This window comes from Streptomyces sp. NPDC030183, assembly GCF_055573455.1.
Genome location: NZ_JBVIBK010000005.1, coordinates 141,072 through 156,093, shown reverse-complemented (window position 1 = coordinate 156,093; position 15,022 = coordinate 141,072). Strand labels below are relative to the sequence as shown.

The window sequence follows — 15,022 nt, the reverse complement described above, 5'->3', positions numbered from 1 at the left end:
TTCGGGGCCTTCGTGCGGGAGGGGCCGGGCAGGGGGAGCCGCCGTCGCGCGGATGGGGGCAGGGGGGTCACGACATGCCGAGTTCGTTGTCGATGAACTCGAAGAGCTCGTCGTCGCTGGCCGTGTCCATCCGCTCCTCCAGGCGGTCCCGCGCCGCGCCACCGGTTCCCGGGCGCAGCCTGCTGATCAGTTCTTCAAGTCGGCCGAGCAGCTCCGGCCCGGCCGTGCCGTTGTCCAGGGCGCCTTCCAGCAGGCCGAGTTCGGCCAGGCCCGCGGTGTGGGCGGCGAGATCGGGTCCGGTGGTCCCGGGGGCGAGTTCGATGGACAGTTGGCGGGCGATCGCCGCCGAGGTGGGGTGGTCGAAGAGCAGCGTGGCGGGCAGCCTGAGGCCGGTGGCGGCGCCGAGCCGGTTGCGCAGTTCGACCGCGGTCAGCGAATCGAAGCCGAGTTCCAGCAGGCCGCGTTCGGCGTCCACCGAGGCCGGGCCGGGGAAGCCGAGCACGGTGGCGGCGTGGCCGCGCACCAGGTCGAGCAGGGTCCGTTCGCGCCGCTGCTCGGGCTGGCCGGCCAGGGTGCGGCGCAGGGTGTCGGCCGCGTCCGGGGCCGCCTCGCCGACCGCCGCGCTGCGGCGGGCGGGCGGGCGTACGAGTCCGCGCAGCAGCGCCGGAACGCCGCCGGTGCCGGTCTGGGCGGCAAGGGCCCCGGTGTCCAGCCGCAGGGGCAGGACGACGGGTTCGCCGGTGGCGTTGGCCGAGTCGAACAGGGCGGCGCCCTCGGCCGGGGAGAAGGCGACGATGCCGCCGCGGGCGATGCGCCGGAAGTCGGCCTCGTCGAGGCCTCCGCTCATGCCGCCCTTGTTGGCCCACAGGCCCCAGGCGAGCGACGCGGCGGGCAGGCCGTTCGCCCGGCGGTGGTGGGCCAGCGCGTCCAGAAAGGCGTTGGCCGCCGCGTAGTTGCCCTGGCCCATGCCACCGAAGATCCCGGCGATGGAGGAGAACACCACGAACGCCGACAGGTCCATGCCCTCGGTCAGCTCGTGGAGGTTCCAGGCCGCGTCGACCTTGGGCCGCAGGGCGGTGTCCAGCCGGGCCGGTGTCATCGCGTCGACGACCCCGTCGGCGATGGTCCCCGCCGCGTGCACGACGGCGGTCAGCGGGTGGGCGTCCGGCAGCGAGCCGAGCAGTCGGGCCAGTGCGTCCCGGTCGGCGGCGTCGCAGGCCACGACCTCCGCGTGGGCGCCGAGTGCGGCGAGGTCGACGACCAGGTCGGCGGCGCCCTCGGCGGCGGGGCCCCGGCGGCTGGTGAGCAGCAGGCGCTTCACGCCGTGTTCGGCGACCAGGTGGCGGGCGAGCACGGAGCCGATGGCGCCGGTGCCGCCGGTGATCAGGACCGTGCCGGGGCGTCCCCATTCGGGTGTCTGCGACTGCTCGGCGGCGGGTACGCGGGCGAGCCGGGCAATGTGCGCACGGCCCTCGCGCAAAGCCAGTTGGGGTTCGCCGGACGCGACGGCGGCGGCGAGAGCGTCCCTGGAGCCTTCCGTCCCGTCTAGGTCGGCGAGGACGAAACGGCCCGGGTTCTCTGTCTGCGCGGACCGCACCAGCCCCCATGCGGCGGCGTGGGTCAGGTCCGGCGCGTCGCCGTCGGCGCTCGTCGGGACGCCGCCTTGGGTGACGAGCACCAGCTTGGCGTCGGCGAACGTGCTGTCGGCCAGCCAGTCCCGTACGAGGGTGAGGGTTCGGCCGGTGACATGCCGTACGGCGTCGGCCGTGCCCTGTTCCGCTGGTGCGGCGGGGACGTGGGCGAGGACGGCCGTGGGCCGGGCGGCTCCCTCGGTGATCTCCCGGGAGAGCGCCTTGAGGTCGGTGGCGGAGCGGGTGATGCCGTGAGCCGCCCAGTCGGGTGCCTCGGCGCCGATGACGGCCCAGGTGTCGGAGCCGGCGTCGCCAGGCTGGGGCAGTGTGGGCCATTCGAGGCGGTACAGGTCCTCGTGGTGCGCGGTCCGGGCGGCGCGTACCTGGCCCGGGGAGACCGGGCGGAGCACCAGGGACCGGATGGAGGCGACCGGTTGCCCGGCCGTGTCGGTGGCCTGGACGGAGACCGCGTTGTTGCCCGCGGGGGTCAGTCGGATGCGCAGGGCGCGGGCCCCGGAGGCGTGCAGGCGTATGCCGTTCCAGGAGAACGGCAGCCACCCCTGGTCGGTCCCTTCGAGGACGCCGAAGATCAGCGCGTGCAGGGCGCTGTCGAGGAGCGCGGGATGCAGCCCGAACCGCGCGGCCTCGGCCTGCTGTTCGGACGGCAGGCTCGCCTCCGCGTACACCTCGTCCCCGAGCCGCCACACCTCGCGCAGCCCCTGGAACGCGGGCCCGTATCCGAACCCGCCTTCGGCGAACCGCTCGTACAGCCCGTCCAGTGCCACGGGCTCCGCGCCGGCCGGCGGCCATGCCACGGACGGGGCGGGTGCCGCCTCCTCCACGGCGGGAACCAGTAGTCCCCGGGCGTGGCAGGTCCACGGCAGGCCGGCGGACGAGGTGTCCTCGGGCCGGGTGTGGACGCTGACCGGCCGGGCGCCCGAGGCGTCCGGCGCGCCGACGGACAGCTGGAGGACCACCGCGCCCCGCGCGGGGATCACCAGCGGGGCCTCCAGCGTGAGTTCCTCGACCTGGCCGCAGCCGACCTGGTCGCCCGCCCGCACCGCCAGTTCGAGCAGGGCGGTGGCCGGGAGGAGGGCGGTGCCGTAGACGCCGTGGTCGGCGAGCCACGGGTGGGTGCGTACCGACAGCCTGCTGGTGAACAGGACTCCGTCGGTGTCGGCGAGCGGGACGGCCGCGCCCAGCAGCGGGTGGTCGGCCGGGAGGAGCCCGGCGGCGGCCATGCCGCCGGCCGGTGCGGTGGCCTCCAGCCAGTAGCGCTCGCGCTGGAAGGCGTAGGTGGGCAGGTCGACCTTTCCGGGCCCGCCGGGGGCACCGGCGTCCAGCACGGTCGGCCAGTCCACCGCCGTGCCCCGGACGTGGAGGTGGGCGAGTGCGTCGGTCACGGCACGGGACTCCGGCCGGTCCTTGCGCAGCAGCGGCACCAGGGCGCCCGCGGCCGACGGGTCGGCGGGGTCCGCCGGGTCCTCGGCGAGGCAGTCGCGTCCCATGGCGGTCAGCGAGCCGTCGGGGCCGAGTTCGAGGTAGGTGACGGCGCCCTCGGCGGCGAGCCGCCGCATGCCGTCGTGGAAGCGGACCGCCTCACGGACATGCCGCACCCAGTACTCGGGCGACGTCAGCTGCTCGGGGGTGGCCAGTTCACCGGTGACGTCGGAGACCAGGGGAATGCGCGGCGCCCGGAATTCCAGGCGTTCGGCGACCCGCCGGAACTCGTCGAGCATGCCGTCCATGTGCGGCGAGTGGAACGCGTGGCTGACGGTGAGCCGCCGGGCCTTGCCGCCGCGTGCGCGCCACTGCTCGGCGATGTCCAGGACGGCGTCCGCGTCGCCGGAGACGACGACGGAGGCCGGCCCGTTGACGGCGGCCACCGCGACACGGCCCTCGTGGGAGGCGAGCAGCCCGGCGGCCTCCTCCTCGGAGGCGGTCAGCGCGACCATGGCGCCGCCCTCGGGCAGGGCCTGCATCAGCCGGCCCCGGGCCGCGACCAGCGCGGCGGCGTCGGGCGCCGACAGCACCCCGGCCACATGCGCGGCCGCCAGCTCGCCGATGGAGTGCCCGAGCAGCAGGTCCGGCACCACGCCCCAGTGTTCGACCAGGCGGAAGAGGGCGACCTCGACCGCGAAGAGCGCCGGCTGTGTGTACTCCGTGCGGTCCAGCAGGGCCGCCTCGGGCGACCCGGCGGGAGCGAAGGCGACCTCGCGCAGCGGCCGGTCGAGCAGCGGGTCCAGCTCGGCGCAGATCGCGTCGAAGGCGTCCGCGAAGACCGGGTGGCGGGCGTACAGTTCGGCGCCCGTCCCGGCGCGCTGGCTGCCCTGCCCGGCGAAGAGGAACGCGGTCCGGCCCGCCACGGCCGTGCCCTGGGTGACGCCGGGCGCGCCGTCGGCGGTGGCGAGCGCCTTGAGGCCGCCGATCAGCGCCTCGCGGCTGTCGCCCACGACAGCGCCCCGGTGTTCGAAGGCGCTGCGGCCCGTGGCCAGCGTGAACGCGACGTCGGCCGGACGCAGGGCGGGACGGGCGTCGACGTGCTCCAGCAGCCGCCGGGCCTGGGCCCGCAGGGCGACGCGACTGCGCGCCGACAGCAGCCACGGCACCGGGGCGGCCGCCGCGCCCTCGCCGGTCTCGGCCTCCTCCCCCGCGGGCCGCTCGTCGGCGCCCGCCGGAGCCGTCACGCCGTCCGGCATGTGCTCGTCCGGGACGTGTTCCAGGATCGTGTGCGCGTTGGTGCCGCTGACGCCGAAGGACGAGATCGCGGCCCGGCGCGGTCGCCCCTGGTCGGGCCACGGGGTGTCCTCGGTGAGCAGCGACACGGCGCCCGCCGACCAGTCGACGAACGGGGTCGGCGCGTCGACGTGGAGGGTGCGCGGCAGGACTCCGTGCCGCATGGCCAGCACCATCTTCTGCAGGCCCGCGATGCCGGCGGCGGCCTGGGCGTGCCCGATGTTGGACTTCAGCGAGCCGAGCAGCAGCGGCCGGTCCGCGGGGCGGTCCTGGCCGTACGTCGCGAGCAGCGCCTGCGCCTCGATCGGGTCGCCGAGCCGGGTGCCCGTACCGTGCGCCTCCACCGCGTCGACATCCGCGCTGCCGAGCCCGGCGGAGGCGAGGGCCTGGCGGATGACGCGCTGCTGGGAGGGGCCGTTGGGGGCGGTGAGACCGTTGCTGGCGCCGTCCTGGTTGACCGCCGAGCCCCGCACCAGGGCGAGCACCGGGTGGCCGTTGCGCCGGGCGTCGGAGAGCCGTTCGAGGACGACCATGCCGGCGCCCTCGGCCCAGGCGGTGCCGTCGGCCGCGGCGGCGAAGGGCTTGCAGCGGCCGTCGGCGGCGAGCCCGCGCTGCCGGCTGAACTCGATGAACGCGTCGGGGGTGGACATCACCGTGACACCGCCCGCGAGGGCGAGCGAGCACTCGCCGCCGCGCAGCGCCTGGGCCGCGAGGTGCACGGCGACCAGCGAGGAGGAGCAGGCCGTGTCGACGGTGACCGCCGGTCCTTCGAGGCCGAAGGTGTAGGAGATCCGGCCGGATGCGACGCTGCCCGCGCTGCCGATGCCGAGGTAGCCCTCGGTCTCCTCGGTGGGCTGCTGGACGCGGGAGCCGTAGTCGCGGTAGCTGGAGCCCACGAAGACCCCGGCCCGGCTGCCCTTCAGCGACGCCGGGTCGATACCGGCCCGCTCGAACGCCTCCCAGGAGATCTCCAGGAGCAACCGCTGCTGCGGGTCGATCGCCAGCGCCTCACGCGGGGAGATCCCGAAGAACGCCGGGTCGAAGTGGTCCGCGTCGTGCAGGAAGCCGCCGTGGCGGGCGTACGTCCGGCCGACCTTCTCCGGGTCGGGGTCGTACAGCTCGTCGAGGTCCCAGCCCCGGCCGGTGGGGAACTCGGTGATGGCGTCGGAGCCCGACGTCACCAGCCGCCACAGCTCCTCCGGGGTGGTGACGCCGCCGGGGTAGCGGCAGCTCATCGCGACGACGGCGATGGCGTCGTCGTCGGCCACCGTGGTCGGCGCCGATGCGGAGACCGGCGCGGGTGCGGAGGCCGGGACCGGTGCCGTACCGCCGAGTTCGGACCGTACGTGGTCCACCAGGGCGGTGACGGTGGGGTGGTCGAAGACCAGGGTGACCGACAGGCGCAGCCCGGTGGCCTCGGAGAGCCGGTTGCGCAGGTCGACCGCGGTGAGCGAGTCGAAGCCGAGGTCCTTGAAGACACGGTCGGGGTCGATGCCGTCGGGGTCGGGGTGGCCGAGGACGGCGGCGACCTCGGTGGCGACCAGGCGGGTCAGTTCCTCCTGCCGCTCCTGTGGGGACAGGGCCGCGAGGCGGGCGGCGAGGGAGTCCGCCTCCGTCTCCTGCCGGTCGGCGCCGGTGGCGGCCAGGACGTCGCGGGCGTCGGGCAGGTCGCGCAGGGCGGCGCTGGGCCGCAGGGCGGTGTAGGCCGGCGCGAAGCGGTCCCAGGCGAAGTCGCAGACCACCAGCCTGGGTTCGGACCGGCCCATGGCCTGTTCCAGGGCGGTGACCGCCAGCTCCGGGTCCATCGGCGGCAGTCCGTTGCGCACCAGCCGTTCGCGGGCCGAGTCGGCGGCGCTGTCGCCCGCCCACAGGCCCCAGGCCACGGAGGTGGCCGGCAGGCCGAGGGAGCGCCGCTGCTCGGCGAGGGCGTCCAGGAACGCGTTGGCCGCGGCGTAGCTGCCCTGTCCGGTGCCGCCGAGGGTGCCGGCGAGCGAGGAGAACAGGACGAACGCGGTCAGGTCCAGGTCGCGGGTGAGGGCGTCCAGGTTGAGGGCGGCGTCCATCTTGGGGCGCAGGACCCCGGCGGCCCGCTCGGGGGTGAGGGTGTCGAGGACACCGTCGTCCAGGAGGCCGGCGGCGTGCACGACGGTGCGCAGGGGGCGGTCCTCGGGGATGTCCGCGAGCAGGGCGGCGAGCGCGTCCCGGTCGGCGGCGTCGCAGGCGGCGACCGTCGTCTCCGCGCCGAGGCCGGCGAGTTCGGCGACCAGTTCCGCCGCACCGGGTGTGTCGGGGCCGCGGCGGCCGGTGAGCAGCAGGTGCCGGGCGCCGGAGCGGGCGAGCCTGCGGGCGACATGGGCGCCGAGGGCGCCGGTGCCGCCGGTGATCAGTACCGTGCCGTCGGGCTCGAAGGCGTCCGCCGTCGTCTCCTCGGCCGGCCGGGCCCGGACGAGCCTGCGGCCGTAGACGCCCGAGGGCCGGATCGCGATCTGGTCCTCGCCGTCGAGGCCCGCCAGTACGGCGGCCAGCCTGCCTCCGGCGCGTTCGTCGAGGTCGGAGGGCAGGTCGAGCATTCCGGCCCAGCGTTCCGGGTACTCCACGCCGGCCACGGCGCCGAGTCCCCACAGGGTCGCCTGGGCGGGTGCGGTGAGGGCGTCGGAGCGCCCGACGGACACCGCGCCGCAGGTCGCGGACCACAGGGGGGCGTTGATCCCGGCGTCGCCGAGCGCCTGGAGGAGGAGGGTGGTGAGGGCGAGCCCTGTCGGCAGAGCCGTCCCGTCGGTGTACGGCTGCTCGGCGAGGGCGAGCAGCGACAGCACGCCGCCGTCCGGGGCGGTCATGGCCCCCAGCCGGGCGGCGAGTTCGGCCCGGTCGGTGCCGGCGGTGCCGATCTCGACGGGTACGGCGGTGGCGCCGTGCCGTTCGAGGGCGCGCAGCGCGCCCGCCACCACGGGGTGGGTGGCGGCGCCGGCCGGTACGACGACCCACCAGGTGCCGGTGAGGGCGGGGGTGCCGGGGGTGAGGTGCAGGGGCTTGAAGGTGACGCGGTAGCGCCAGCCGTCGATGGTGGTGCGGCCGCGGCGGCCGCGCTGCCAGTCGGCGAGTGCGGGGAGCACCCCGTCGAGGGAGGCACGGGCCGTGGCGTCCTCGTCCGGCAGGTTCAGCGCGGCGGCGACGGCGGGCAGGTCGTGCCGTTCGACGGCGTCCCAGAAGGCCGTGTCGGCGGGCTGGGCACCGCCTTCCCCGGCAGCGGGCGCCGCCGTCGGCTCCAGCCAGTACCGGCGGCGCTGGAAGGCGTAGGTGGGCAGTTCGACGGGGCGGGCGTCGGTGCCCGCGAACACGGCCCGCCAGTCGACCGGGACACCGTGGACATGCGGCGCGGCGAGCGCCGTCAGGAACCGGCCGGTGCCGCCGTCGTCGGTGTGCAGCGTGCCCGTGACGAGCCCGGCGACGTCCGCCGCCTCCAGGCTCCTCTCCACCCACACCGCCAGCACCGGGTGCGGGCTGACCTCGACGAAGGTGTCGTGGCCGGCGTCGATCAGCGCGGCGACCGCGCGGTGGAACTCCACGGGCTCGCGGAGGTTGCGGTACCAGTACTCGGTGTCCAGGGCGGTGGTGTCGAGGGCGCCCCCGGTGACGGTGGAGTAGAAGGCGACGTCGGTTTGGCGCGGTGTCACCCCGGCGAGCGCGTCCAGCAGTTCCTCGCGCACCCCTTCCACCTGGGGCGAGTGCCCGGCGAAGGTGACGCCCGGGATCATCCACCGCATGACGCCGTCCTCGGACAGCCGGTCGCCGAACTCCTCCAGGGCCTCCGGGTCGCCGGAGACGGTCACGGCGGCGGGCCCGTTCACGGCGGCGACGGACAGCCGGTCGGCCCAGGGCGCCATCCGCTCGCGCACCTGGTCGCCGGGGAGGGCGACGAAGAGCATCGCGCCCCGGTCGACCAGCGCGGTCAGGATCCGGCTGCGCAGGGCGACGATCCTGGCGCCGTCCTCCAGGGACAGCGCCCCCGCCACCACGGCGGCGGCGATCTCCCCCTGGCTGTGCCCGATCACCGCCGACGGCTCGACACCGTACGACCGCCAGAGCGCGGCCAGCGACACCATCACCGAGAACAGCACCGGCTGGACGACGTCGACCCGGTCGAGCGGCGGGCTGTCGGGTTCGCCGCGCAGCACATCGGTCAACGACCAGTCGACGTACGGCGCCAGCGCCCGCTCGCACTGCGCCACCCGCTCCGCGAAGACCGGAGCCGCATCCAGCAGCCCCACCGCCATGCCCGCCCACTGCGAACCCTGACCGGGGAAGACGAAGACGGTACGGCCCGGGGTGGCCGCGGTGCCGTGGACCACGGCGGGGTCGTCCTGTCCGGCGGCGAGCGCGGCCAGGCCGGTGAGCAGGGTGGCGTGGTCGGCGCCGACGACGACGGCACGGTGTTCGAAGGCGGACCTGGCGGTGGCCAGGGTGAGGCCGACGTCGCGGGGCCGCAGTTCCGGACGGTCCGTCAGATGGGCGTGCAGCCGCGCGGCCTGCTCGCGCAGCGCTTCCGGGGTCCGGCCGGAGAGCAGCCACGGCACGGCGGTCGCGGGTGCGTCCCCCTCGGGCTCCGGCGCGGGCTCCTCGCCGTACGGCTCTTCGATGATCACGTGGGCGTTGGTGCCGCTGAGGCCGAAGGAGGAGACGCCGGCGCGGCGCGGGTGGCCGCCCCGGGTCCACGGCCGGGGCTCCGTCAGGAGTTCCACGGCGCCCAGGGACCAGTCGACGTTGGGGGTCGGCTCCTCGGCGTGCAGGGTGCGGGGCAGTACTTCGTGGCGCATCGCCTGGACCATCTTGATGATCCCGGCGACGCCCGCGGCGGCCTGGCTGTGCCCGATGTTGGACTTCAGCGAGCCGAGCAGCAGCGGCCGGTCCGCGGGGCGGTCCTGGCCGTACGTCGCGAGCAGCGCCTGCGCCTCGATCGGGTCGCCGAGCCGGGTGCCCGTCCCGTGCGCCTCCACGACGTCGACCTCGGCCGGTGCCACGCCCGCACCGGCCAGCGCGCTGCGGATGACCCGCTGCTGCGCCAGGCCGCTGGGGGCGGTCAGCCCGTTGCTGGCCCCGTCCTGGTTGACCGCCGAGCCTCGTACGAGGGCGAGCACGCGGTGGCCGTTGCGGCGGGCGTCCGACAGCCGCTCCAGGAGCAGCAGTCCGACGCCTTCGGCCATGCCGAAGCCGTCGGCGTCGGCGCCGAAGGACTTGCAGCGGCCGTCCGCGGCGAGACCGCGCTGCCTGCTGAAGCCGGTGAAGGACAGCGGGGTGCCCATGACGGTCACACCGCCCGCGAGCGCCAGGGAGCACTCGCCGGAGCGCAGGGCCTGGGCCGCCAGGTGGACGGCGACCAGCGAGGACGAGCAGGCCGTGTCGACGGTGACCGCCGGTCCTTCGAGGCCGAGGGTGTAGGCGATGCGGCCGGACAGGATGCTGGTGGAGATACCGGCGATGAGGTGCCCCTCGACCTCCTCGGGTACGTCGCTCAGGCCGCCGTAGCCCTGGTAGGCGGCGCCGGCGAACACGCCGACCTGGCCGCCGCGCAGGGAGGCGGGGTCGATGCCGGCCCGCTCCAGGGCCTCCCAGGAGGTCTCCAGGAGCAGCCGCTGCTGCGGGTCCATGGCCAGCGCCTCGCGGGGCGAGATCCCGAAGAAGGCGGGGTCGAACTGCCCGGCGTCGTAGAGGAATCCGCCTTCGGAGCTGTAGGTCGTGCCGGGCCGGTCGGGGTCGGTGTCGTAGAGGCCGTCCAGGTCCCAGCCGCGGTCGGCGGGCAGTGCGGAGATGACGTCCCGGCCCTCGACGACGAGCCGCCAGAGGTCCTCCGGGGTGCGGACGTCGCCGGGGTAGCGGCAGCTCATGCCGACGATGGCGATCGGGTCGTCGGCGTCGGCGGGCACATGGGCGGGGACGGCAGGCCCGGTCGGGGCGGCGGTGTCGGGGCCCAGGAGTTCTTCGCGCAGATGCCGGGCGAGCGCGTCGGCCGAGGCGTAGTCGAAGAGGACGGTGAGCGGGAGCCGCAGACCGGTGGCGCCGTTGAGCCGGTTGCGCATCTCCACGGCGGTCAGTGAGTCGAAGCCCAGTTCACGGAAGGCCCGTTCGGGGGCGATGGCGTCGGCGGAGCCGTGGCCGAGCACGGCGGCGGCGTGAGCGCGTACGAGGTCGGTGAGCAGGCGGTCGCGGTCGGCGGGGGGCAGGTCCGCGATGCGGTCGCGCAGCGAGGAGGCGGTGTCGTCGCCGTCCTGGCCGGGCGCGGTCTCCTCGGCGAGCGCGCGGCGGACCTCGGGCAGGTCGCCGATGAGCGGGCTGGGCCGGGCCGAGGTGAACACGGGCGCGAAGCGGTCCCAGTCGACGGCGGTGACGAGGACGACGGTCTCGTCGTCGGTCAGGACCTGCTGGAGCCCGGTCAGCGCGACCCGGGGGGCCATGAAGGGGATGCCCCGGCCGCGCAGCTGCTCCTCGACGAGGTTGGCGGCCATGCCCGCGCCGCCCTCGGGGTCCCAGATGCCCCACACCACGGAGGTGGCGGTGCGGCCCCGAGCGCGGCGCCGGTCCGCGAGCGCGTCGAGGTGGGCGTTGGCGGCGGCGTACGCGCCGTGGTCGCCGCTGCCCCAGACGCCGGAGATGGAGGAGAACAGGACGAAGGAGTCCAGGTCGTCCCGGTCGAAGACGGCGTCGAGGTTCTCCGCGCCGGCGACCTTGGCGTAGAGGATGTCGGCGAACTCGTCGGGGTCGGTGTCGGACAGCGGCACGAGCAGGCCCGTGCCGGCGGCGTGGATGACGGTCCTGATCCGGGAGCCGTCCTGTTCGATCCCGGCCACCAGTTCGGCGAGCCGGTCGCGGTCGGCGACGTCGCAGGCGGCGACGGTGACCCGGGTGCCGAGCGCGGTCAGTTCGGCGGTCAGCTCGGCCGCGCCGGGGGTGTCGGCGCCCCGGCGGCCGACCAGCACGAGGTGCTCGGCACCGCCCTCGGCCAGCCAGCGCGCTAGGTGCGCGCCCACGCCGCCGGTGCCGCCGGTGACCAGGACCGTGCCGCGCGGCTGCCAGGCGTCCGCGCGGGCGGGGTCGGCGGGGCGGGCGCGGACCAGCCGCCGGCCGTACGCGCCGGAGTGGCGTACGGCGACCTGGTCCTCGTCGTCCCGGCCGGCCAGGATGCCGCACAGCCGGGCGGCGGCCCGCTCGTCGAGCGTGTCGGGCAGGTCGACCAGACCACCCCAGCGCTGCGGGTGCTCCAGCGCGGCGCACCGGCCGAGGCCCCAGACCATGTGCTGTCCGGGACTGGTCACCGCGTCGTCGCGGCCCGTCGTGACCGCTCCCCGGGTGGCGCACCAGAGCGGGGCGGTGATGCCGGTGTCACCCAGGGCCTGCACGAGGGTCAGGGTGAGCGCGAGGCCGAGGGGAAGGTGGGGGTGGCTCGGGTGGGGGCGCTCGTCGAGGGCGACGAGGGAGAGGACGCCGTGGACGGGGCCGGTGCTCGCCTCGGACAGGTGCGCGGTCAGCGTGGCCCGGTCGGTGTGGGCCTCGGTCAGGACGACGGGCACGGGGTCGGCGCCGGCCTCGCGCAGCGCCCGGACGACGGCGTCCCGCACCGGGTCGCCCTCCGTGCCGTCGGTGACCGCCACCAGCCAGGTGCCGGTCGGGGCGGCGGCGGTGCGGCCGGCCGGGGCGTCGGCGAGGGGCCGCCAGTCGATCCGGTAGCGCCAGGAGTCCACGGTCGCGCGTTCGTCGCGCCGCCTGCGCCAGTCGGCCAGGGCGGGCAGGACGACGGTCAGCGGATCCTCGGGGCGGACACCGAGCGTCTTGGTGAGCGCCGGGAGATCCTGTCCGCCGACGCTCTCCCAGAAGGCGGCGTCCGCCGGGTCGGTGGCGCCGACGGTGTTCTCGGCGTCGGCCGAAGGCCGTTCCAGCCAGTACCTGCGCCGCTGGAAGGGGTACGTGGGCAGGTCGACGGTGTCGCCCGGCTGCCCGGCGAGCAGGGTGTCCCAGTCCGGCGCGAGTCCGCCCGTGTGGGCCTCGGCGAGGGAGAGCAGGAACCGGTCCAGGCCGCCCTGGTCGCGGCGGAGGGTGCCGACGGCGACGGCGTCGGACTCCTCGGCCTCGGCGGTCTGGCTGATGCCCACGGTGAGCACCGGGTGGGCGCTGGACTCGACGAAGAAGCGGAAGCCCTGGGCGAGCAGGGTGCGGGTGGCCTCCTCGAACCGCACGGTCTGCCGCAGGTTGCGGTACCAGTACTCGGCGTCCAGCGCGCCGGAGTCCTGCCAGTTCAGGTCCACGGTGGAGAAGAACGGCACCTGGCCGGCCGTCGGCTCGATGTCCGCGAGGCACTCCAGGAGCCGTTCGCGGATCTCCTCGACGTGCGCGGAGTGGGAGGCGTAGTCGACGGGGATGCGACGGGCCCGTACGTCGTCGGCCTGGAGCTCGGCCACCACGCCGTCGATCGCCTCGGTGTCGCCCGACAGCACCGTGGCTGCCGGGCCGTTGGCGGCGGCGACGGACAGCCGGTCGCCCCACGGGCCGAGATAGCCGGCCAACTCCCCCGGCGGCAGCGGGACGGAGGCCATTCCACCGCGTCCGGCGATGGCCGTGATGGCCTGGCTGCGCAGGGCGACGACCTTGGCGCCGTCCTCCAGGGACAACGCACCCGCCACGACAGCGGCGGCGATCTCACCCTGGCTGTGGCCGAGCACGGCGTCCGGCTCGACACCGGCCGAGCGCCACAGCGCTGCCAGAGAGACCATGACGGCCCACAGCGCGGGCTGGACCACGTCGACGCGTTCCAGGCCCTCGGACGAGGTCAGAGCCTCAGCCAGAGACCATGGAACGTAGGGGGCGAGAGCACGTTCGCACTCGATCATGCGGGCGGCGAACACCGGTGAAGAGTCGAGGAGTTCGAGGGCCATGCCGGTCCACTGGGTCCCCTGGCCGGGGAACACGAACACGGTCCGGCCGGCGGGTCCCGCGAGCCCTCGGACCAGGTTGGCGGCCTCGCCGCCGGTCGCCAGCGCGGTGAGTCCCGTACGGAATCCCTCGGCGTCGCCCGCGACCACCACGGCGCGGTGTTCGAACGGCGAGCGGCCGGTGGCGAGGGCGCGGGCGACGGCGCCCGGGATCAAGGCGTCCGCGTCGGCGAGGGCCAGCAGTTGGCGGGCCCGGTCGGTGAGGGCGTCCTCGCCACGGGCGGAGAGGACCCAGGGCACCAGCGGCAGGGGGGTGGCGGTTTCCGGAGCCTCCGGGGTCTCGGCGGACTCCGGTGCCTCCTCCAGGATCACGTGGGCGTTGGTGCCGCTCACACCGAACCCGGAGACGGCGGCCCGGCGGGGGCGGTCGGGGTCGAAGGCCCAGGGGCGTTCCTCCCTGAGGAGTTCGACCGCGCCCGTCGACCAGTCGACCTGCGGGGACGGCGCGTCCACGTGCAGCGTCCGGGGCAGTACCCCGTGCCGCAGCGCCTGCACCATCTTGATCACGCCACCCACCCCGGCAGCGGCCGAGGTGTGCCCGATGTTGGACTTGAGGGAGCCGAGCAGCAGGGGCCGGTCGGCGGGCCGGTCCTGGCCGTACGTCGCGAGCAGCGCCTGCGCCTCGATCGGGTCCCCGAGCCGGGTCCCCGTGCCGTGCGCCTCCACCGCGTCCACATCGCCGGGCAGCAGCCGGGCGTCCGCCAGCGCCGCCCGGATCACCCGCTGCTGCGAGGGACCGTTCGGCGCCGTCAGACCGTTGCTGGCCCCGTCCTGGTTCACCGCGCTGCCCCGCACCACCGCCAGCACCCGGTGGCCGTTGCGACGGGCGTCCGACAACCGCTCCAGCAGCAGCACACCCGCGCCCTCGGACCACGAGGTGCCGTCGGCGCCGGCCGCGAATGCCTTGCAGCGGCCGTCGGGTGCCAGGGCGCGCTGGCGGCTGAACGCGACGAACGGGTCGGGGTGCGGCATGACCGTGACACCGCACGCGAGGGCGAGGGAGCACTCGCCGGAGCGCAGCGCGCGTATCGCGAGATGCAGGGCGACCAGCGAGGACGAGCACGCGGTGTCGACCGTCACCGCCGGGCCCTCCAGGCCCAGGGTGTAGGAGATCCGGCCGGAGATCACACTGCCGGCGGTGCCCGTGTGGAGCAGGCCCTGGACGTCGGACCGGTCTCGGGAGCCGTCGCCGTAGTCGTTGGTCATGGCGCCGACGAAGACGCCGGTCGCGGAGCCCTTCAGGGCCGCCGGGTCGAGGCCCGCGCGTTCCAGCGTCTCCCAGGAGGTCTCCAGGAGGAGCCGCTGCTGCGGGTCGGTGGCGAGGGCCTCGCGCGGTGACATGCCGAAGAACGCGGCGTCGAAGTCCCCCGCCCGGTGCAGGAATCCGCCGTGCCGGGTGTAGGAGGTGCCCGGCCGGTCGGGGTCCGGGTCGTAGAGGGCGGCCGTGTCCCAGCCCCGGTCGGCCGGCCATTCGGAGATGGCGTCGGTGCCGGAGGACACCAGGTCCCACAACTGCTCGGGGTCGTCGGCGCCGCCGGGGTAGCGGCAGCTCATCGAGACGATCGCGATGGGCTCGTGCCTGGCGTCCTCCTCCTCGCGCAGCCGCTGGCGCGCCTGCCCGAGGTCCGCGGTCGCCCGCCTGAGGTACTCAAGAAGCTTCTGTTCGTCCGGCATCTT

1 protein-coding gene is annotated in these 15,022 nt (G+C 75.5%); it reads right to left on the bottom strand.

All coding sequences use genetic code 11. The annotated features are described in order from the left end of the window. Nucleotides 1-67 precede the first annotated feature (67 nt). A complete protein-coding gene (locus ACZ4Z2_RS07990) occupies nucleotides 68-15,019 on the bottom strand; it encodes a type I polyketide synthase (RefSeq protein WP_468073531.1) in 14,952 nt (4,983 codons plus the stop codon). Between the last annotated feature and the right edge of the window lie 3 nt (nucleotides 15,020-15,022).